15 protein-coding genes, 1 tRNA gene and 1 pseudogene are annotated in these 20,166 nt (G+C 66.5%); 4 read left to right on the top strand and 13 right to left on the bottom strand.

Going from position 1 to position 20,166, the window contains the following annotated elements; all coding sequences use genetic code 11:
* Positions 1-71 precede the first annotated feature (71 nt).
* From J1902_RS12775 to J1902_RS12745, 7 genes are all read right to left on the bottom strand, one after another.
* Positions 72-758 (bottom strand): N-acetylmannosamine-6-phosphate 2-epimerase, encoded by a 687-nt coding sequence (locus tag J1902_RS12775; protein ID WP_207616622.1) that lies wholly within the window; start codon positions 756-758, stop codon positions 72-74.
* Between the two features lie 23 nt (positions 759-781).
* Positions 782-1,738, bottom strand: coding sequence for an ROK family protein (locus J1902_RS12770; RefSeq protein WP_207616621.1), 957 nt, complete (start codon positions 1,736-1,738; stop codon positions 782-784).
* A 511-nt stretch (positions 1,739-2,249) separates the two neighbouring features.
* Complete coding sequence (locus tag J1902_RS12765; protein WP_207616620.1) at positions 2,250-3,167, bottom strand: dihydrodipicolinate synthase family protein; 918 nt, start codon at positions 3,165-3,167, stop codon at positions 2,250-2,252.
* A gap of 40 nt (positions 3,168-3,207) precedes the next feature.
* The gene (locus J1902_RS12760) at positions 3,208-4,023 is read right to left on the bottom strand and encodes an ATP-binding cassette domain-containing protein (RefSeq protein WP_207616619.1); all 816 of its coding nucleotides are present in this window, start codon (positions 4,021-4,023) and stop codon (positions 3,208-3,210) included.
* Positions 4,020-6,131 carry a dipeptide/oligopeptide/nickel ABC transporter permease/ATP-binding protein gene (locus J1902_RS12755; RefSeq protein WP_207616618.1) on the bottom strand — a complete coding sequence of 704 codons (2,112 nt, stop codon included), beginning with the start codon at positions 6,129-6,131 and terminating at the stop codon, positions 4,020-4,022. Before J1902_RS12755 ends, J1902_RS12760 begins: the two co-directional genes overlap by 4 nt.
* A 3-nt stretch (positions 6,132-6,134) precedes the next feature.
* Positions 6,135-7,091 carry an ABC transporter permease gene (locus J1902_RS12750; RefSeq protein ID WP_278253637.1) on the bottom strand — a complete coding sequence of 319 codons (957 nt, stop codon included), beginning with the start codon at positions 7,089-7,091 and terminating at the stop codon, positions 6,135-6,137.
* 153 nt (positions 7,092-7,244) lie between these two features.
* Positions 7,245-8,879 (bottom strand): ABC transporter substrate-binding protein, encoded by a 1,635-nt coding sequence (locus J1902_RS12745; RefSeq protein WP_207616617.1) that lies wholly within the window; start codon positions 8,877-8,879, stop codon positions 7,245-7,247.
* A gap of 363 nt (positions 8,880-9,242) precedes the next feature.
* Between J1902_RS12745 and J1902_RS12740 the strand changes: the two genes are divergently transcribed.
* Positions 9,243-9,971 (top strand): FadR/GntR family transcriptional regulator, encoded by a 729-nt coding sequence (locus J1902_RS12740; RefSeq protein WP_207616616.1) that lies wholly within the window; start codon positions 9,243-9,245, stop codon positions 9,969-9,971.
* A 329-nt stretch (positions 9,972-10,300) separates the two neighbouring features.
* On the opposite strand, the gene J1902_RS12735 is transcribed toward J1902_RS12740, so the two are convergent.
* A tRNA-Arg gene (locus J1902_RS12735) sits at positions 10,301-10,374 on the bottom strand.
* A gap of 283 nt (positions 10,375-10,657) precedes the next feature.
* Between J1902_RS12735 and J1902_RS12730 the strand changes: the two genes are divergently transcribed.
* Complete coding sequence (locus J1902_RS12730; protein ID WP_207616615.1) at positions 10,658-12,484, top strand: phosphoenolpyruvate carboxykinase (GTP); 1,827 nt, start codon at positions 10,658-10,660, stop codon at positions 12,482-12,484.
* 202 nt (positions 12,485-12,686) lie between these two features.
* Here J1902_RS12730 and J1902_RS12725 read toward each other — a convergent pair.
* The 4 genes and pseudogenes from J1902_RS12725 to J1902_RS12710 form a co-directional block, all read right to left on the bottom strand.
* Positions 12,687-12,893, bottom strand: a pseudogene (locus tag J1902_RS12725) (globin family protein); the annotation flags it as partial.
* 54 nt (positions 12,894-12,947) lie between these two features.
* A complete protein-coding gene (locus tag J1902_RS12720) occupies positions 12,948-13,397 on the bottom strand; it encodes an RrF2 family transcriptional regulator (protein ID WP_207616614.1) in 450 nt (149 codons plus the stop codon).
* Positions 13,398-13,419: 22 nt separating this feature from the next.
* The gene (locus J1902_RS12715) at positions 13,420-13,926 is read right to left on the bottom strand and encodes a hypothetical protein (protein WP_207616613.1); all 507 of its coding nucleotides are present in this window, start codon (positions 13,924-13,926) and stop codon (positions 13,420-13,422) included.
* Between the two features lie 9 nt (positions 13,927-13,935).
* Complete coding sequence (locus tag J1902_RS12710; RefSeq protein WP_207616612.1) at positions 13,936-15,354, bottom strand: phosphomannomutase/phosphoglucomutase; 1,419 nt, start codon at positions 15,352-15,354, stop codon at positions 13,936-13,938.
* A 123-nt stretch (positions 15,355-15,477) separates the two neighbouring features.
* Between J1902_RS12710 and J1902_RS12705 the strand changes: the two genes are divergently transcribed.
* Together J1902_RS12705 and J1902_RS12700 are read left to right on the top strand one after the other, a co-directional pair.
* Positions 15,478-17,646, top strand: coding sequence for a RecQ family ATP-dependent DNA helicase (locus tag J1902_RS12705; RefSeq protein WP_207616611.1), 2,169 nt, complete (start codon positions 15,478-15,480; stop codon positions 17,644-17,646).
* Positions 17,647-17,653: 7 nt separating this feature from the next.
* On the top strand, positions 17,654-19,093 hold the full coding sequence (locus J1902_RS12700; protein ID WP_207616610.1) for an MFS transporter: 1,440 nt from the start codon (positions 17,654-17,656) through the stop codon (positions 19,091-19,093).
* A gap of 123 nt (positions 19,094-19,216) precedes the next feature.
* On the opposite strand, the gene J1902_RS12695 is transcribed toward J1902_RS12700, so the two are convergent.
* Positions 19,217-19,993, bottom strand: a complete 777-nt coding sequence (locus tag J1902_RS12695; protein WP_207616609.1) for an HpcH/HpaI aldolase family protein — start codon at positions 19,991-19,993, stop codon at positions 19,217-19,219.
* Positions 19,994-20,166: the final 173 nt, after the last annotated feature.

The raw sequence follows: 20,166 nt of genomic DNA, 5'->3' as shown, positions 1-20,166 counted from the left end.
GTGAGGCCTGCTCTGCGTGCTCCCAGCGTTGCCAGGCCCGTAGAGAAGGCCCCGCAACGCGACGTGAGGCCTCAGCCGTGCATCGCACCCTTGAACCAGCCGGTGATGCTGGCCGGATGGGTGATCGCGGTGCCGACGACGACGGCGAACGCGCCGGCGTCGAGCGCCTGCCGGGCGTGCGCGGGGGTGTGGATGCGGCCCTCGGCGATGAGCGGCTTGCCGAGCTCGGCGCCGGCGATCTCCGCCAGCAGCTCGAGGTCCGGGCCGTCGGTCTTGGGGCGCTCGCCCGTGTACCCGGAGAGGGTGGTGCCGATCAGGTCCGCGCCGGCCTCGACGGCGGCAACGGCGTCGGCGTAGGAGCCGCAGTCGGCCATGACGAGGGCATGGGATCCGGCGTGGATGCCCTCAACCGTCTGCTTGAAGCTCAGCCCGTCCGGGCGTGCGCGGCGGGTGCCGTCGATCGCCACGATGTGTGCGCCGGCGTTCGCCACCGCGAGGGCGTGCCGGAGCGTGGGGGTGATGAAGACGCCGTCGTGCCCGTCTTTCCAGAGCCCGATCACGGGGACCTCGACGGCGGTCCGCGTGAACTGCACGTCGGACAGGCCCTGGACGCGGATCGCCGCGGCGCCGCCGATGACCGCCGACGCCGCCACCTGGCCCGTGGTGCGGGGATCGCGCATGGGCTCGCCCGGGTAGGCCTGGCAGGAGACGATCAGCTGGGAACGGAGGGCCTCGAGGCCTTCGGGGGTCAGGATCATGGGGTCTCCTCAGGTATTCGTGGTTACTTCAGTACAAGTTTCGCCGCGCCCACAATGGCCGCGGTGTTGCCCAGCGTGGCCCGCAGCACGGGGACGTCCGCGAGCGGGGCAAGAAGTTCTTCGCGCAGGGCACGCTCCATCGGCTGCCACCACAGATCGCCTGCATCGGCCAGGCCGCCGGACACCACCACGGTCTCCGGGTCCAGGATGTTGATGAGCCCGCCCACGGCTTGCCCGGCGGCGGCGGCGCCCACGCCGATGGCACGAATCGCGGCAGCGCTGTCAGCGCCGGCAGCATCGCCGTCGTGCGCCAGGGCGAACACGGCACGGGTGTCCGGAACATCGGGGGAGCCGCCGAAGCGGAGGAAAGATTCGTAAATGGCGGGGCCGGAGGCAATGGCCTCGACGTGCCCCGCATGGCCGCACACGCAGGGGAGGGCCGTGCCCTCGTGGTACGCGTACGGCGAGGCAAAATGCCCCACATGCCCGCCCACAAAACGATGGCCCAGGACCGGCGCGCCGTCCAGCACAAAGCTGCCACCGACCCCCGTTCCGAAGGCCACCATGAGCGAGCTCGAGGACCCCGCAGCAGCCCCCAGCCACGCCTCGCCCAGTGCATGCGCATGCACGTCGTTGACGGCCCTGACATCCCCGCCGGCAAACCCCAGCCGCTGCGCCAACCCCGCGGTCAGCTTGGTCCCGCTCCAGCCCAGGATCGCGTCCGTCGCCGAAACCACGGTCCCCTCCGCAGCATCAATGACCCCGGCCGAGCCGATGCCCACGCCCCCGACGTCGATCCCCTCGCCCGCAGCCCGCTGGATGAGACCCTGCACGAGCCGCGCGGTCGCATCCAGGATGGCCTCGCCGCCGTCCCGGTTCAGCGTAGGGATCTGCTCCGTGAACACCAGGGCCCCGTCGGCAGCCACAACGCCGGCAGCAGTCTTGGTCCCCCCAAGATCAACACCGATCACGTACGTCATGCTTGTCCTCCGAAGTCGTTCTGTTTGCTGCAGCTCTGTGGATCGCTGCGGTTCTGCCGTGGTCAGGTTAGTTGTGGCTGGGTCGGCGCCGGACCGCGGCCTTGCTGGCGCTTAGACACCTCCCGGCGTCGTCCTCCGGTCGCTGGGCGACCTGCGGACGACTCTGGTCGGCGATGCGCGCCTACGCAAGACCCCGGCCCGGCGCCTTAGCTGTTCGGCTCACTGCCGACATCTTGGCCGCCTGCGGCTGCAAGACGCTCGAATCGCCTCAGGTGACATGCCCGCCTGAGTGTCGGAGGGGCTGTTTTGCGTAGTCCCGCATCGCCGACCAGAGACGCATGGACGTCGCTCAGCGACGGGAATGCGGCGGCGGGAGGTGTCTAAGGGACGGCAAAATGGCCCCTGCGACACGACCCGGCCACGGACACCCACGAATGGCGGGTCGAAGTGCCGGCTTCAACACAACCGGGCCTGCCGCATGGTCTCGGCAGGCCCGGTCGCGTCAGGAACCTTAGACCAGGTCGTTGCGCTCGAGGATGGCCTTGATCGCGGCGGTTTCGTCGGCGTTCAGGGACAGCATCGGGTGGCTCATCGTGTTGGATTCGATGATGCCCATGACCTGGAGGGCGGTCTTGAAGGCGCCCAGTCCTGCTGCGCCGCCGGAGACGCGGCCGTTGGGGGTGTAGACGATCTCGAAGACGTCGGCCAGGCGGTCCTGCTCGGCTGCGGCCTGGGCCCAGTCGCCGGCCTGGGCCGCGTCGAACAGGCGGCGGTAGCCGGCCGGGTCAACGTTGCCGAGGCCCGGGACAACGCCCTGGGCGCCGCCCAGGAGGGCGCCGTCCACTACAACTTCGTGGCCCGTGAAGATGTCGAAGTTGGGGATGTCCTTGGCGGCGAGGAGCAGTTGGCGGAAGGAGACGTCGTCGCCGGAGGAGTCTTTGACGCCGGCAATGACGCCGTCCTTGCCGAGGCGGACCAGGAGGTCCGTGGGCAGCTTGAAGTGGGTGCGGACCGGGACGTCGTAGGCGAAGATCGGCTTGTCGACGGCGGCGTGGATGCTGCGGAAGTGGGTTTCGGTCTCTTGGACGTTGCCGATGGCGTAGTACATGGAGGTGACCACGATTGCGTCGGCGCCGAGGTCGATGACCTTCTTGGCTTCCTCGATCACGCGGTTGGTGGTCTGCTCGTTGGCGCCCACCACCAGCGGGACGGCGCCGGCGTTGGCCTCGGCGATCGTGGAGACCACCAGCTCACGCTCGGCGTTGGTCATGTAGGGGACCTCGCCGGAGGAGCCGAGGACGAACAGGCCGGACACGCCGCCGTCGATCAGGTGCTTGGTGACGTTCTTCAGCGACGCGGTGTCGATGGAACCGTCGCTGTGACGGGGGGTGATGACCGGGGGGATGACGCCCTGGAACTGAGTAGACACAGAATTCTCCGTTGTTTGGAACTTATTTAAAGGGGAAAAGCTAGATGTGGAGCAGGCTCGGCGCGGCGCCCAGCAGCTTCTTGGTGTAGTCGTTGCTGGGGTTGTCGAAGACCTGGCTGGCTGTGCCCTGTTCGACGATCTTGCCGAAGTACATGACGCAGATGCGGTCCGAGACGTAGCGGACGGTCTGGATGTCGTGCGAGATGAAGACCATGCCGAGGTTCAGCTGGGTCTTCAGGTCGGACAGCAGGTTCAGGACCTGTGCGCGGACGGAGACGTCGAGGGCCGACGTCGGTTCGTCCGCCACGATGATGTCCGGGTCCAGGGCCAGGGCGCGGGCAATCGCCACGCGCTGGCGTTGGCCGCCGGAAACCTGCGACGGCGTGACCTCGGCCGCGGACTGCGGCAGGCCCACCAGGGCCAGCAGTTCCTTGACCTTGGCCGCGCGGGAGGCCGCGTTGCCGATGCCGTGGATCTGCAGGGGGTCCGTGAGGATGTCCTGGATGGTCATGCGCGGGTTCAGCGCCGTGGCCGGGTCCTGGAAGACCACGGACACGGAGCGGCCGAATGCCTTGCGCATGTGGGCGTTCCGCTTGATGGCGGGCTTGCCGTGGAAGAGGACCTCGCCCGACGTCGGGGTCTGCAGTCCCACGAGCACGGAGGCGAGGGTGGACTTGCCACAGCCGGACTCGCCGACGATCCCGACGGTTTCGCCGCGGCTGATGGTGAAGTCGACGCCGTCGACGGCCTTGACGATATTCGGCCGGAACAGGCCGCCGGTCCGGGCGCGGTGGTAGACCTTGACGTCCTTGAGCTCGATGACCGGCTTTGAGTCTTGCTGCATTGACTGACTCATTTTGCGTCCTCCTTCAGGTGGCTCGCCCAGTAGTGGTCGGCATCCCCGCCTACGGAGGTGAGGACCAGCTGCTGCTTGGGGTCGGCGTCGGACCGCAGCGAACGTGCGGCGAAGCGGTCGCCCGCGGCGAAGTCGCGAGGGGACGGGACGGTGCCGGGGATCTGGTGCAGGCGGACGGCGTCGGCCTCGATGGAGAGGACAGCGCCGAGCAGGCCGCGGGTGTACTCGTGCTTGGGGTTCTGCAGGAGCTCGGAGGCCTGTGCGGACTCCACCACCTGGCCGGCGTACATGACCGTGATGCGGTGGGCCAGGGAGGCCACCAGGGCAAGGTCGTGGCTGACGAAGACCATGGCGAAGCCGAGCTGCTCGCGCAGTTCGTTGAGGAGGTCCACAACCTGCTTCTGGACGGTGACGTCCAGGGCGGTGGTGGGCTCATCGGCCACCACGATCTTCGGCGAACGGGACAGGGCCATGGCGATCAGCACGCGCTGGCGCTGGCCGCCGGAGAGCTCGTGCGGGTAGCTGGCGAGCGTCCGGACGGGATCGAGCTTGACCAGTTCCAGCAGCTCCGCGGGGGTCTTGCGGCCGCCGCGCTTGGTCAGCTGCTCCATCTGGTCCTTGATCTTCATGGACGGGTTCAGGGAGCTCAGGGCGTCCTGGTAGACCATGGCGATCTGCTCGCCGCGCAGGCCCTGGTAGGCCTTTACGTCGCTGTGCTGGATGGACGGGTCCAGGAGTTCTTTGCCGTCGAACTTGATGGAACCGGTGATCTGCGCGGTCTTGGGCAGCAGGCCCATGACGGCGAGGGAGGTGATGGACTTGCCGCAGCCGGATTCGCCCACCAGGCCCATGGTCTCGCCTTCGCGGACGGTGAAGGAGACGTTGTCCACGATCGCGGTGCCGCCGAAGCGGCCCGGGAAGCGGATGGACAGGTTCTTGACTTCGAGGACGTTGCGGGCGCCGGCCGGTACCTGGGGGAGGCGGTCGGTGCGCTTGGCCTCGATGGCCGCCAGCAGTTCCAGTTCCTTGTCCAGCAGCAGGTGCGGGTTCGCCGCGGCCAGCTTCGGGTCGGCGAGCACATCGGCGTCGTTGTAGTCCTCGTCGGAGAGGGCATCCCCGGTGGCCGTGCGGACGGCGTCGAGCTCGTGCTCTTCCACCACGGACGGCTGGGCCACGGACGTTGCGATCTCGGTGTCAATGGCGGCGCCGGCGACGGCGGCGGCGGAACCGTCGTCGTCCTTCACTACGGGCGCCTTGCGAAGCTTCGGGTTCACCATGGCGTCGGTGAGGCCCTCGGCCAGGATGTTCAGGGACAGCACGGTCAGCAGGATGGTCACACCGGCGAAGGTGGTGGCCCACCAGCCGCCGGACAGGACCAGGTTGCGGCCATAGGAGATCACGTTGCCCCAGGACGGTGCGGGGTCCTGCACGCCTGCGCCCAGGAAAGACAGCGAGGCTTCGAGGATGATGGCGTCGGCCACCATGACGGTTGCGAACACCAGCACGGGGGCCGCGGTGTTGCGGACGATGTGCTTGAGCAGGATGTAGAAGCGGCCGGCACCGATCACACGCTCTGCACGGACGTAGTCCTCGCCGTACTGGGAGAGCACGTTGGCGCGGACCACGCGGGCCAGCTGCGGGGTGTAGATGATGGCGATCGCGATGATGATGGTCGGAACCGAGTTGCCGAACGCGGCCAGCAGCACGGCGGCGAGGGCGATGCCCGGGAACGCCATCAGGATGTCCATGAGACGCATGATGATCTCGTTGACGGACTTGCTGGACGTCGCCGCGAAGGAGCCGAGGAGGGCGCCGACGAGGATCGCCAGGGCGACGGCCCCCAGGCCGATCATGAGCGAGGACTGTGCACCGAACAGCAGGCGCGAGAAGATGTCGCGGCCCAGGCGGTCGGTGCCGAAGAGATGCTCGGCGCCGGGTGCGGTGGCCGGGATGAACGTCTCCAGCGGGTCGTGCGGGGCAATGACCGGAGCGAAGACGGCCGCGAGGACGATCATGATGAGGAAGAGCAGGGCGATGCGGGAGCCCCAGGGCAGGGCCTTGAAACGGATGCCCGGGGCACTCAGCCGTTCAGCGAGCTTGCTACGCATGAGCTATACCGTCCTGATTCGGGGGTTGATGAGCAGGTACAGGAGGTCCACCACGATGTTCACCAGAACAAAGGTGACGGAGATGGTGAGCACCACGCCCTGGACCAGGTTGACGTCCAGGTTGGTGATGCCGTTGAGGATCAGCTGTCCCATGCCGGGAAGAGCGAAGATCATTTCAATCACGACGGCGCCGCCGAGCAGGTAGCCCACGCGCAGGCCCAGCACGGTCACCGGGGTGACGAGGGCGTTGCGCAGGACGTTCTTGGAGACGACCTCGCGGTAGGGGACACCGTTGCCGATGGCGGTGCGGACGTAGTCACGGTCCAGTTCTTCCACCATCGAGGTGCGGACCACGCGGATCAGCGAGGCCGAGACCGGGATGCCGAGCGCGAGGGCCGGGAGGGCCATTGAGTTGAGCCAGCCGCCGAAGCCGGATTCCGGCGTCGCGATGCCGCCCGAGGGGAACAGCGGGTTGGCGCCGAGCGCGAACCACTGGATCAGCAGGATGCCCAGCCAGAACGACGGCGTGGCGATCGCGGCGATCGAGAAGACGCGGACCAGCTGGTCCTGCCACTTGTCCCGGTAGAGGGCGCCCATGATGCCGAAGGTCAGGGACAGCACGATGGCGATGAGGACACCCAGGAAGGTCAGCTGCAGTGTCAGGGGGAACGCCGAGCCGATCATGGAGGCGACCGACTTCGCCGGCGGGGTGGTGACGCCGAGGTCGAACTGCAGCAGCCTGCCGAGGAAGCGGAAGTACTGGATGACCAGCGGATCGTTCAGGCCGTTTTCCTGGCGGTACTGCTGCTTTGCTTCTTCGCTGGCGCCCTCGCCGAGGGCCGAGCTGGCCTGGTCGCCGGGGGCTGCTTGCAGGACGAGGAAGACGAGCAGGGTGATGCCCAGGATCATCAATGGCAGTGCTGCGAGTCTGCGGCCAAGCAGACGCAATATCGTGACCAATTTGTTCTCCGGTTTGTCTGGTGTGCTGCAGGGGTGGCCTGCGTCACGGTGTAGTGCTACTCAGCCCAGAGGGGCCATGGCCAGCTGGCCACAGCCCCTCTGCCGCGTCGAGTTGGTGGTGCCTGTCCCAGGAGATCCCGGGAGATGCGCTCCTTAGGAGGTGCGTCCAACGTCGATGAACGACATGCCCGTGGTGGGCAGCGGCTTGAAGCCGTTGAGCTTCTTCTCGTCCCAGGCGCTGGGGAGCTGGCGGTGGAAGATCGGGTACAGCGGGACTTCCTCGGAAACGAGGTCCACGATCTGGCCAACGATTCCCTTGGCCTCTGCCGCGGTGGCCTGCGACCCCTTGTTCATCAGCTCCTGCAGCTTGGTGCGCTCCGGAGTGGTCCAGTAGGCGCGCTTTTCCATCCAGGTGGCGCCCGAGTAGAACCAGCTCAGGAGCAGGTCTGCATCGTTGCCGAAGACGGAGGGGTCGCCCGGGGCTGCGACCACGGTGTAGTCGCCCTTGCCGACACGGTCGGCGTACAAGGCGCCGGACTGGATGCTCTTGACGGTGACCTTCACGCCCGGGATCTTGTTCCAGGATTCGAGGATCAGCGGGGCAACGTCCTTGACCCAGGCGGTGTCCGTGGTGAGCAGTTCGAATTCGAGGCTCGTGACGCCGGCCTGCTTGAGCAGATCGGCTGCCTTCGAAGCGTCGTAGCCGTAGACGTTCTTGGCCTTGACGTAGTCCGGGTGGCCTTCTTGGAAGTAGGAGCTGGCCGCCTTGGCGTTGCCGAACAGGGCCTTCTTGATGATGGCTTCCTTGTCCAGGCCGTAGTGCAGGGCCTGGCGGACCAGCTTGTTGTCGAACGGCGCCTTGGCGCAGTTGAACATGAGGAACATCAGGCCGAAGGACTGGACGGATTCGACCTTGACCTTGGACTTGAGGCCGTCAATGTCCAGGTACGGGACGTCTTCGATGGCCTGGACGCGGCCGGACTGGACGGCGGTGACGCGTGCTGCGGCATCCGAGAGCAGGAGCCAGGTCATGCCCTTGGCCAGTGCCGGCTTGGGGCCGTTGTAGTCGGCGAACGCTTCGAAGACGATCTTGTCGTCCTTGACGGCGGAGATCAGCTTGTAGGGGCCCGAGCCGACAGGCTTGGCGTCGAAGGCCTTCAGGTCCGTGGCCAGGGCCTTGGGGACGATCTTGACGACGGAGATGCGCGGTCCGAAGCCCGGGAACGCGTACTTGAGGGTGAACTCGACCGTCTTGGCGTCAACGGGCTTGACGTCCTGGATGAAGGGGATGAACTGGGAGAACAGGGACTTGTTCGCCGGGTCCATGACGCGGGTGAAGGAGAAGGCAACGTCTTCGGTGGTGACCGGGCTGCCGTCGTGGAACTTGGCGCCTTCGCGGATGGTCACCTGGTACGTGGTGTCGTTGACCTTTTTGGGGTCGGCTGCCGCCAGGGCGTTGTACGGCTGGCGGGTGGCCGGGTGCAGCTCGATGAGGCCTTCGAAGATGTGCAGGTTCGCGGCCATCGGGGTGGCGCCGGAGGAGCTCAGCGGGTCGAAGCCGGTGGAGAGGGCGTAGGAGATGCCCGCTTCGATGGTCAGGTCCTTGTTCACCGCTGCTGCGCTGGCCGTGGTGCCCGTGGTCGTGGCTGCGCCGCCACAAGCGGAAAGGCTTGCCGTGAATGCTGCGGCCGCACCAACTGCGCCGGTCAGCTTGAGGAAGTTCCGGCGGCTGGCGTCGTTGACCAGCGGCAGGTTATTGATCGTGTTGCTCATAAGATGCCTCACCATTCAAGAATAGTTATCGGATGTAGGACGTCCGATGCTCGTATTGAAACTGTAAGGGTGGTCACACGGGGACGTCAAGCGAGGTTCGTGTCACGAATCAGTTACGGAAGGGCGCCGGTTCCGGGTGCGGTGGCCAGGGAGTTGACTGCGGTACCGGGACCGAGGGGGCGGGCCGCGAAACTTTTTTCGGATACTTAGGAAGACATACTTACCAAGGAGGTGGGACATCCGATATTCTATATCGAGAGTCACTTGCTCTCAGGCAGCCGATAGGCTCGCCTCAATATTAACACCGTGCTGATTCCACGTCCTAGGCCCCACCTGGCTCCGGGGACAGATCCACACATTTTTTCGCAAGGAGAGCCAATGACGACTTCAGGTGTCGTTCCGCAGGCGCGGTTCAGCGCACAGACCCGGCTGAGGGCGCTGCAGGCGGACATCATGGACCTGATCCTCGAACGTGAACTCGAGGCCGGTGACCCCTTGCCCACCGAAAACGAGCTTTCCGTGGCCCTTGGCGTGGGCCGCAACACCCTGCGGGAATCCCTCAAGGTGCTCCAGGCGCTCGGCGTGATCGAGATCCGCCACGGCTTCGGCATGTTCGTGGCCCCCAGCAACTTCGAAGCCCTCGCGGATGGCCTGTCCTTCCGCGGCCGGCTGTCGCTGCGCCACCAGGGCGTCGAGGCACTGCAGTTGGTGGATGTCCGGCAGGCCCTGGAATCGGGGCTCATCGGCTCGTCCATGGACGTCATGACCACCGAGCAGCTGGCCCTGATCGAGGACTCCGTGAAGAAGATGGAGGAGCAGGCAGCGGCCGGCGAGCATTTCGTGGCCGCCGACGCCGAGTTCCACCGCCGCCTCTTCGAGCCCCTCAACAACGATCTTCTGCTCAACCTCATGGGCGTCTTCTGGAAGGTCTATCGCAAGATCCATGTGGAGATCGGCATGGGCAACGAGGACCTCATCGCCACCGCGGCTATGCACCGCAGCATCTACACCGCCGTGGCCTCCGGCGACAAGATCGCCGCCTCCGAGCGGCTCAACCGCCACTTCGACGGCATCCGCAGCCGCATCGGAGAGGCCGTCTCCGAGTAGCATCCGCAGCAAACGCAAGGGCCGCCGTCGTACTTTCCTGACAAGTACGACGGCGGCCCTTGGCGCTTGCGGTCAGCCCGCCGGGCGGCTACTTGCCCACCTTCGCCAGGACGGCGGCCCTTGGCGCTTGCGGTCAGCCCGCCGGGCGGCTACTTGCCCACCTTCGCCAGGATGGCGGCCACGGCGGCGCGGACGCCCGTGCTGGCCGTGGATGATGTCCAGGCGCGGGGCCTCGCTGTTGTGCGGCACGCGCCTGAAGCCGGCCATCACGGTGCCTGGGTTAACGAAAAAAGACCCGCACCGCCGAAGCGGTGCGGGTCTTTCATTTGTGCGCCCAAAGGGATTCGAACCCCTGACCTTCTGTTCCGTAGACAGACGCTCTATCCAGCTGAGCTATGGGCGCATTTCGTGTGATTCTCGGCGGTCTGTTTCTCTGACCCCCTCGAACCTCAATAAACTTTACTGGAGTTCCCGCGAAGTGCCAAATCGAAACGGTGTAATCTGGCTAACTAGACCGGTCTATGTGACCTTGGTCACGAAAATGGCGCGATTCGGGAGGTGCTTCCTTGATTTTCCGCGGTTTTGCCCCAAGACCCCTCGGTTATCCCATGTCTGACCTCGAATTGGTCTGGTCCGCGACCCCTAGCATTTAGGACACACCACTGAACCCGAGGAAGGGAACCACGATGGGCGATCTGGCGCGACTGCCGCTGCTTGAGAAGGCACCTACTACGCATGCACGCCTGCTGGCCTGGGTCGAGGAAGTAGCCGAGCTGACACAGCCGGACCGCATCCACTGGGTCGACGGCAGCGAAGCGGAAAACAAGAAGCTGACCGACGAACTCGTCGCGGCCGGCACGCTGAAGAGGCTGAACCCGGAGACCTTCCCGAACTCCTTCGCGGCATTCTCCGATCCGGCAGACGTTGCCCGCGTTGAAGAGCAAACCTTCATCTGCTCCGAGAACGAGCGCGACGCAGGCTTCACCAACAACTGGATGGCCCCGGCCGAAATGAAGCAGAAGCTGCGCGGACTGTTCGCCGGCTCCATGCGCGGCCGCACCATGTACGTCATCCCGTTCGTCATGGGCCACCTGGATGCCGAGGACCCGAAGTTCGGCGTCGAGATCACCGACTCCGCCTACGTTGTGGCTTCCATGCGCATCATGGCCCGCATCGGCACTGACGTCCTGGACCGCATTACCCAGACCGACGCCTTCTTCGTCCCGGCCCTGCACTCCCTGGGTGCGCCCCTCGAAGCCGGCCAGGCCGACGTCGCCTGGCCGTGCAACACGGACAAGTGGATCGTGCACTTCCCGGAAGAGCGCTCCATCTGGTCCTTCGGTTCCGGCTACGGCGGCAACGCCCTGCTCGGCAAGAAGTGCTACGCCCTGCGCATCGCCTCCGTCATGGCCCGCGACGAGGGTTGGCTGGCCGAGCACATGCTCATCCTGAAGCTGACCTCCCCGGAGCAGAAGACCTACTACGTCTCCGCTGCCTTCCCCTCCGCGTGCGGCAAGACCAACCTCGCGCTGCTCGATCCCACCATCAAGGGCTGGAAGGTGGAGACCCTCGGCGACGACATCACCTGGATGCGCTTCGGCAAGGAAGGCGAGCTCCGCGCCGTCAACCCCGAGGCCGGCCTGTTCGGCGTCGCTCCCGGCACCGGCTGGGGCACCAACCCGAACGCCATGCGCGCCATCGCCAAGGGCAACAGCATCTTCACCAACGTTGCTATGACCGACGACGACGGCGTCTGGTGGGAGGGCATGACCGAGGAAACTCCGGCACACCTGACCGACTGGCGCGGCAACGACTGGACCCCGGAATCGGGCGCTCCGGCCGCACACCCGAACTCGCGCTTCTGCACGCCGATCGACCAGATCGACATGCTGGCCGAGGAATACTTCAGCCCGGAGGGCGTGGAGCTGTCCGCGATCCTGTTCGGCGGCCGCCGCAAGACCACCATCCCGCTGGTCACCGAGGCCCGCGACTGGTCCAACGGCATCTTCATGGGTTCCACGCTGTCTTCCGAAACCACGGCTGCAGCGGCCGGCGCCGTCGGCGTGGTCCGCCGCGACCCCATGGCCATGCTGCCGTTCATCGGCTACGACGCAGGCGACTACCTGAACCACTGGGTGAACCTGTCCGCTAAGGCCAACCCCGAGCGGCTGCCCAAGATCTTCCTGGTCAACTGGTTCCGCCGCACGGCCGAGGGTGCTTTCGCCTGGCCCGGTTTCGGCGACAACGCCCGCGTCCTCAAGTGGGCCATCGAGCGCCTCGAGGGCAAGGCCGAGGCCGTGGAGACCCCCATCGGCTTCGTGCCGACCGGCGCGTCGATCGACCTTGAGGGCCTGGACATGACCCCGGCCCAGGTCGAGGACGCCGTCCGCGTGGACCCCGCCGAGTGGGAGACCGAGCTGGCCTCCATTGAGGAATGGTACGCAAAGTTCGGCGGTTCCCTGCCGGCCGCGCTTCTGGCAGAGCTTGACGGACTGAAGTCCCGCCTGGGCTAGGTCCCCAACGGAAAGTACGACGGCGCCCCCGCACCTTTTGTAAGAAAGGTGCGGGGGCGCCGTCGTTCCCGCAGTTTATGTACAGTTCACGCCCCTATCGCCGCTCATGAGGGCGACAGCTGTACATAAACTCCGGCGCTGCTTAGGAGGCCAGCCAGCTGTCGGGGCCGAAGACCTCGTAGTGGATCTTCTTCATGAAGGGCGTGAAGGTGCGGCTGGTGCCGGCTTCTCCGGAGAGGGAGTACTGGCGGACCTGCCGGATTCCGTCAGCGAGCCGGACCCGGACGCTGATGTACTGGCCGGGCTCCACATCGTGCTGTTGGGCGTGCTTGTGCGCGATCCGGGACAGTACGGCTTCCCGCAGCGTGCCCGGGTTGTTGACCAGGTGGGTGGCAAAAGCCGCATTTGAAATGCTAGATTCAATCTAATTTCTGCACTCGTAGAAGACCGGTGCAAATCGAGCCTAGAGGCCCGGGCGAAGGCCGATGCCCGCGAAAACCGGCGCCATCTGGCGCGCGTTCGGCAGCTGGGCGACCACCACGTCGTCGAGCTCCCGGTAGAAGGCCTCCCGGGCCCGGGCCATCGCATGGCGCAGTCCGCAGTCCAGGATGAGCGGGCAGTCGCCATGCGGAGTGGTGCACTCGGCAGGATCCTGGCGGGTATCGAGGTTCCGGAGCAGGGTTCCCGCGGTGACGGTCCGGCCTGCCTGGTTGAGCCTTGAGCCGCCGTTGCGGCCGCGCTCGACGTCGATCAGCCCCAGTTCACGGAGCCGGATCACAGCCTTACTGACATGGTTGTAGGGTGTTCCGACGGCGTCGGCGATGGTCTGCGTCGTCAGCAGTTCCCCCTGAGGTGCCGAGGCCAGCACCAGCAGTGCGCGCAGGCTGACGTCTGCGAACGCGTTGATTTTCATGACGGCAGCCTACTAGCCCGGTCTAGTCGACCCAGACCACGGGCTCGTTGGTGTCCGCAGCAAGCTGGCCGAACTCCAGAGCAGGGCCCGTGGCGCCAGGGCCGTAGGGGAGGACGGCCGCGAAGACCGAACCGTCACAGTGCTCGGCAGCAACGTGGATGGCATCGGAGTCCTCGTCCACGAGCATGATGTCGCAGACCAGCGCCGCAGCGCGGAAGTCGCCGCGGTTCTGGCGCAGCAGCTCGGTGAGGTCCTGGATCATCGAGTCGGCGTCGAAACCGGACTCATCCTGATCCCCGGCCTCGCCGTTGGCTGCCTCAGCACTGCCTGCTCTCTCGACGCGGCCTGCTTCGGGAGCGACGGCGAGCAGACGGATGTCGCTGCCGTGCTCCATGACCAGGGCGAACGGCAGGAAGCCGCCGTGCTCTTCAAGCTGTTCGCGGGCGGCCCCGATCCCGGTGCCCAGCAGGGTTTCAAGATCGGCGGCGGAGGCCTCAGGCACGGAATCGCGCCAGGATGCTTCAGTCATGGGCGTCCCCTATGCCCTGACGAGGCCCAGGACGCGGTCCCGGACGCTGGCCATGGTGGCCTGGTCCTTGGCTTCGGCGTTCAGGCGCAGGAAGGGCTCCGTGTTGGACGGGCGCAGGTTGAACCACCAGCTGCCGTCCTTGGCGCTGAACGTGCTGCCGTCCATGTGGTCGATCTCGATGTCATCGCCTTCGAAGTCGGCACGGACGCGTTCGATTGCGCCGGCCTTGTCTTCGATCTCGGAGTTGATCTCCCCGGAGGAAACGTAGGGCTCGTACTGGCGGCCGAGCTCGGACAGCGGGCCGTCCTGCTCGCCCAGTGCTGCCAGGACGTGCATGGCGGCCAGCATGCCGGTGTCTGCGTTCCAGAAGTCGCGGAAGTAGAAGTGGGCGGAGTGCTCCCCGCCGAACACGGCGCCTTCCTCTGCCATGACGGCCTTGATGAAGGAATGGCCCACGCGGGTGCGGACCGCACGGCCGCCGTCCTTGGCCACGAGTTCCGGGACGGCCTTCGAGGTCAGCAGGTTGTGGATGATGACGGGGGTTGCCTCGCCGGCAGCCTGGGCGCGCGCGATTTCGCGGCGCGCCACCATGCCGGTGATGGCGGACGGAGACACGGGTTCGCCCTTTTCGTCGATGACGAAGCAGCGGTCGGCGTCGCCGTCGAACGCCAGGCCGATGTCGGCGCCGTGCTTGACGACGGCGGCCTGCAGGTCGCGCAGGTTTTCCGGCTCAAGCGGGTTGGCCGGGTGGTTCGGGAAGGAGCCGTCCAGCTCGAAGTAGAGCGGGATGATCTCGAACGGCAGCGCGGGAAGCAGTTTGTCGCCCAGGACGGCCGGCGTGGTGAGGCCCGCCATGCCGTTTCCGGCGTCCACCACGATCTTCAGGGGGCGGGAGCCGCTGAGGTCAACGAGCTTGCGCAGGTACTCGGAGTAGTCCTTGAGGACGTCGCGGACGCTGATCTGGCCCCGCGTTTCCGCGGCGGGGATGCTGCCCTGGTTCAGGTACTGCTCGGCGAGGGCCTGGACTTCCTTGAGCCCGGTTTCCGAGGAGATGGGCTGTGCGCCGGCCTTGGACATCTTGATGCCGTTGTACTCGGCCGGGTTGTGGCTTGCGGTGAACGTGGCGCCGGCTGCGTTGAGGGCGCCGCAGGCGTAGTAAAGCTCGTCGGTGGAGATGAGATCCAGGAGTTGGACGTTGGCCCCACGCTGAGCGGCGCCGGAGGCGAATGCCTGGGTGAACTCAGGGGAGGAGGGACGCATGTCACCGCCCACGAGGACGGTTTCACCGCCCAGCCCAAGGGCGTCGACGAAGGCGGCGCCCACCGCTTCGACGATTTCGGCCGTGATGGATTCGCCCACAATGCCGCGGACGTCGTAGGCCTTGAAGGAGGCCGACAGGTCGAATGTCTTGTTCTGCTCGCTAGTCACGGGCTTTATCCTACTGTGGTCGGCGGATGTGTCCGCCACTCAGGCCGGCTATGTGTACAACGCTTGTCCACATAGCCAGGACCCGCGGTTCTTGCTGTCGGTGCCGGCTGGAATACTGAATCCATGGCCAATACCCCGGATGCGGCAGTCGCTCCAGTCCAGTCTTCCACCCGTCAGCAGGCACTCGAGTGCCTGCGTGAGCTCGTGGGGCACCCCGGGGCCGAATTCCACGATGGCCAGTTCGAGGCCATTGAAGCCCTCGTGGACGCGGGGCGCCGCGCCTTGGTGGTCCAGCGCACCGGCTGGGGAAAGTCGGCCGTCTACTTCGTCTCCTCGCTGCTGTTGCGCCGCCGCGGGGCCGGGCCCACGCTGATCGTGTCGCCACTTCTTGCCCTGATGCGGGACCAGGTGGCTGCGGCAGCCCGCGCAGGCGTACGCGCCGTGGCGATCAACTCAGCCAATGCCCTTGAATGGGACAGCATCCTGGAGCAGTTGGCTGCGGATGAGGTCGATGTCCTGCTGGTATCGCCCGAGCGCCTCACCAATCCCTCGTTCCGGGAAAACCAACTCCCCGAACTCATCCGGCGGACCGGGCTGCTGGTGATCGACGAGGCCCACTGCATCTCGGACTGGGGGCACGACTTCCGGCCCGACTACCGCCGCATCGCAGACCTCATTGAACAGCTCCCGGAAAGCGTCCCCACCCTGGCCACCACCGCAACGGCCAACTCACGAGTGGTCCACGACATCGAGGAACAGTTGGGCGCCGGAGTGCTGACCCTCCGTGGTGCCCTCGGCCGCGAATCGTTGCGGCTGGGCGTACTGACGCTCGCCGATTCCCGGGACCGGCTCGGCTGGCTTCTGACGCATCTCTCGGACATGCCAGGCAGCGGCATCATCTACACTCTGACTGTCTCCGCCGCGGAAGACACGGCCCGCTTGTTGTCCGAAGCAGGCCACCATGTCCTCTCCTACACGGGACGGACGGACCCCGCGGACCGTGAACGCGCCGAACAGCTGCTCAAGGACAACCAGGTCAAGGCCCTGGTGGCCACCTCGGCCCTGGGGATGGGTTTCGATAAGCCGGACCTGGGCTTTGTCATCCACCTCGGCGCCCCGTCCTCGCCCGTGGCCTACTACCAGCAAGTCGGACGTGCGGGCCGCGGCGCTGCCAACGCCGATGTCCTGCTGTTGCCAGGTTCCGAAGACCGCGAGATCTGGCAGTACTTCGCCACCGCGTCAATGCCGTCCGAGGAGAAGGCTGCGGCAGTCCTTTCCACGTTGGCGGACGCCGGCAGCGCCATATCCACCGTGGCGTTGGAGGCCCGGGTGGATCTGCGAAGGACACCGCTTGAACTACTCCTGAAGGTCCTTGCCGTGGACGGTGCTGTGGAAAGGGTCGGAGGCGGCTGGCGTTCCACAGGCCGCCCTTGGATTTACGATGCCGAACGCTACGCCCGGATTGCGGAGGCCCGCGTCGACGAGCAAGATTCCATGGTCATCTACCAGGACACGGCAGGCTGCCGGATGGAGTACATCACCTCCGTCCTGGATGACGAGACCGCAGCCGCTTGCGGACGCTGCGACAACTGCGCCGGCCGCTGGTTCCCCACTGATGTTGCGGCGGCCGCTGCCGAGTCTGCCGGGCAGACGCTCCGCCGCGCCGGCATTGCACTGGAACCGCGGCTCCAGTGGCCCAGCGGCATGGACCGCCTGGGTGTTGGGGTCAAGGGCAAGATCAAAGCGGACGAAAGCATCTTCGAGGGCCGTGTCCTGGCCCGGCTGACGGACCTTGGCTGGGGCGGTGCCCTTCGCGAGCTGTTTGCCGCCGGGGCGCCGGACCGCGAGGTGGATCCCGGCATGCTCCAGGCCTGCGTTCAGGTGCTGCGGGAATGGTCCGGGGCCGATGGTCGCACCACACCGTGGAGCGGCGGCGGGCGGCCCGCCGCCGTCGTGAGTCTTCCCTCGCGTGGCAAGCCCCGCCTGGTGGAATCGCTGGCCCAGGGAATCGCCGGCATCGGCCGGATGCCGTACGTTGGGCAATTGCAGCTTCAGCACGGCGGCCCCACCGGCGGCCGCGGCGGCAACAGCGCCTACCGGCTGGCCGGAGTATGGGACAGGCTGGTTGTTGGACCGGAACTGAACGACGCGCTTGCGGATTTCCAGGGGCAGAGCATCCTGCTGGTCGATGACCTCGTGGACAGCCGCTGGACCCTGACCATCGCCGGCCGCGCGCTGCGGCAGTCCGGTGCCGCCGCTGTGCTGCCGTTGGCCCTCGCGCAGGCGGGATAGGAGGGGCATGCCGGGCAATACCGACGTCAAGGCGGACGCTGCGCCGTGGCAACCACGGCTGGCGCTGCTTGTGGCGGCGACGTTCTTCATGGAGTTCCTGGACGGAACCGTCCTGACCACGGCCATCCCGAGCATTGCTGCGGACTTCCAGGTGGCTCCTGCGGACGTCAACATCACCATGACCGCGTACCTGGTGACCGTGGCCGTTGGCATCCCGTTCAGCAGCTGGCTCGCCGAAAGGCTGGGAGCACGCCGCGTTTTCTGCCTGGCCATCGCCTTGTTCACGGCGGCCTCGCTGCTGTGCGCCGTGAGCCAGGACCTGACGATGCTCACCCTCAGCCGCGTGGCCCAAGGTGCGGGCGGGGCCATGATGGTTCCCGTCGGGACGCTCCTGGTTCTGCGTGGAACTCCCAAGGCGGACCTGCTGCGTGCCACCGCGTACCTCGTGTGGCCGGGACTGATGGCCCCGGTCCTGGCTCCGCTGGTGGGCGGCGCCATCACCGCCTACTTGTCGTGGCACTGGATCTTCCTGATCAACCTCCCGCTGGGCATCGCAGCCTTCATCGCGGCGTTGCGGATCGTCCCGCGGACGGCAGGGGACCGCCATCGCAGCCTTGACTGGGTTGGCCTTGTCCTCACGACCCTGGGTGTTGGTGCGCTCGTCGTGGGGCTGGAGACGGTGGGCGGGCACGGCGCGGGGCTTTTGGCCGCCGCCATTGTCGGTGCCGGCGTGCTCTCGCTGGCAGGAGCCGCCTGGTGGATGCTCAAAGCCAGGGCACCGCTGTTCCGGCTGGACGTCTTTGCCGCGAGGACGTTCCGGGCCACGTCCACCGGCGGATTCATCTACCGGCTGACCATCAGCTCGGTGCCCTTCCTGCTGCCGCTGATGTTCCAGGACGGCTTCGGCTGGGACCCCTTGAAAGCCGGGGCCATGGTGGCCGCCGTTTTCATCGGCAACATCGGCATCAAGCCCGCCACCACGCCCATCATCAGGCGCTTCGGCTTCAAACCCGTGCTGGTGTTCGCCTCGCTGGCCTCGGCGGCCACCTTTGCTGCCTGCGCGTTTCTGGACGCCCAAACGCCGGAACCGCTCATTTTCGGCCTCCTGGTGCTGAGCGGTGTTTTTCGTTCCATCGGCTTCTCCGCGTACGCCTCGGTGCAGTACGCGGACATCGTCCCGGAGCAACTGCCCTCCGCAAATGCCGTGTCGGCAACGCTGGTCCAGCTTGCTGCCGGTGCGGGCATCGCCGTGGGCGCCCTGTTCCTGCGCATTTTCGACATGGCACCGGTGTTCGGCAGCGGCCCGGTGGAACCCTACAAAGGCGCGTTCCTGGCCATGGCGGCCATGATGCTGGTCAGCACCGTGGACAGCCTCACCCTCCAGCGGCATGCCGGTGCCGAGGTCAGCCGGGGGCGATCCGCCGGAGCGGATGTCCGGCGTCGGTGAGCTCCGGACTACTTCCTCCGAGGGTGAGCGGGACGGGCAAGCCGCAGCTTCTTGGCTCGCTGGCCCTGGCGCAAGCTGGCTAACCAAGAAGTCGGCCCCAAGAATCCACAAGGAATCTGTCAGCTATTCCTTGTCGCTACCGGACCCGGCCAAGGCGTACTGCTCCCGGATCACGCGAGCCGCCAGATCCTGGGCGTCGCCGAGAACGAATGACGTCGCCCCGGCGGCACGCCAGCGTGCGTGGGCCTCGGGGTTGGTGGTCATGGGGGCAAACGGGGTGGAGTGGCGCAGACAGGCCTCGTGGATCGCTTCGACGGCTCCGCGGACCAGCGGGTGCCGCGTCTCCCACGGAACACCGTAGGACTGCGACAAGTCGCCGGGGCCAGGCAGGACGAGGTTAATTCCGCCGCCTGCGAGGATTTCGTCGATCGCGTCGACGCCTTCGCGGTCCTCGATGAGCACCGCCACCACCACCTCGGCGTTGGCGCGACGAATGACCTCGCGCGGGTCGCCCACGCCGTAGTTCGATGCCCTTCCGCCGCCGAGGGACCGCATGCCGTCCGGGAAGTAGCGGGCCGCGCGGAGTGCTGCGTCGACGTCGGCTCGGCACCGGACGTGCGGCACCACAACACCAGTCGCGCCGGCGTCGAGCGCACGGAGGATCGACCCTGGATCGCTTTCGGGTACCCGGACGAGGGCGTCGAGGCCCGACGCTTGGGCGGCCCGCAGCAGTGCGGCGAGCTCGGCGTCCCCTACGAGTGAGTGCTCGGTGTCGAGGATGACGAAATCGAAGCCGGCGTGGCCGATCATGTCGACGAGGGTGGGTGCCGGTACCGAGCAGTAGAGCCCGACCGCGCCGGGCTTGGCGAACCGTCGAGCGAGCGTGTGGGGACGGGACATGGTGCCTCCAGGGGCCGCTCGAACGGACGATACGAAGTCAATTTGTAATACAGCACGTTTTTATGTGCAAATTGAACTGACGTGGCGAACGACACACTCCCTCCGGCTTGACGGCGCGGTCCTGATGCAACTTAGCTAAGCCTTGCCTAACACCCAATCCTGCCCCGACGGAG

The sequence above is a fragment of the Arthrobacter cavernae genome, from assembly GCF_017368795.1.
Lineage (GTDB): Bacteria > Actinomycetota > Actinomycetes > Actinomycetales > Micrococcaceae > Arthrobacter > Arthrobacter cavernae.
This window is presented reverse-complemented; position numbering and strand designations above follow the sequence as displayed.

Bases quoted from the DNA above. Each gene is read 5' to 3' on its own strand.
- J1902_RS12720 (WP_207616614.1), bottom strand. From the start codon at position 13,397: ATGAAAATCAACGCGTTCGCAGACGTCAGCCTGCGCGCACTGCTGGTG.
- J1902_RS12695 (WP_207616609.1), bottom strand. From the start codon at position 19,993: ATGTCCCGTCCCCACACGCTCGCTCGACGGTTCGCCAAGCCCGGCGCG.
- J1902_RS12760 (WP_207616619.1), bottom strand. From the start codon at position 4,023: ATGAGTCAGTCAATGCAGCAAGACTCAAAGCCGGTCATCGAGCTCAAG.
- J1902_RS12740 (WP_207616616.1), top strand. From the start codon at position 9,243: ATGACGACTTCAGGTGTCGTTCCGCAGGCGCGGTTCAGCGCACAGACC.
- J1902_RS12705 (WP_207616611.1), top strand. From the start codon at position 15,478: ATGGCCAATACCCCGGATGCGGCAGTCGCTCCAGTCCAGTCTTCCACC.
- J1902_RS12770 (WP_207616621.1), bottom strand. From the start codon at position 1,738: ATGACGTACGTGATCGGTGTTGATCTTGGGGGGACCAAGACTGCTGCC.
- J1902_RS12775 (WP_207616622.1), bottom strand. From the start codon at position 758: ATGATCCTGACCCCCGAAGGCCTCGAGGCCCTCCGTTCCCAGCTGATC.
- J1902_RS12730 (WP_207616615.1), top strand. From the start codon at position 10,658: ATGGGCGATCTGGCGCGACTGCCGCTGCTTGAGAAGGCACCTACTACG.
- J1902_RS12715 (WP_207616613.1), bottom strand. From the start codon at position 13,926: ATGACTGAAGCATCCTGGCGCGATTCCGTGCCTGAGGCCTCCGCCGCC.
- J1902_RS12745 (WP_207616617.1), bottom strand. From the start codon at position 8,879: ATGGTGAGGCATCTTATGAGCAACACGATCAATAACCTGCCGCTGGTC.
- J1902_RS12755 (WP_207616618.1), bottom strand. From the start codon at position 6,131: ATGCGTAGCAAGCTCGCTGAACGGCTGAGTGCCCCGGGCATCCGTTTC.
- J1902_RS12700 (WP_207616610.1), top strand. From the start codon at position 17,654: ATGCCGGGCAATACCGACGTCAAGGCGGACGCTGCGCCGTGGCAACCA.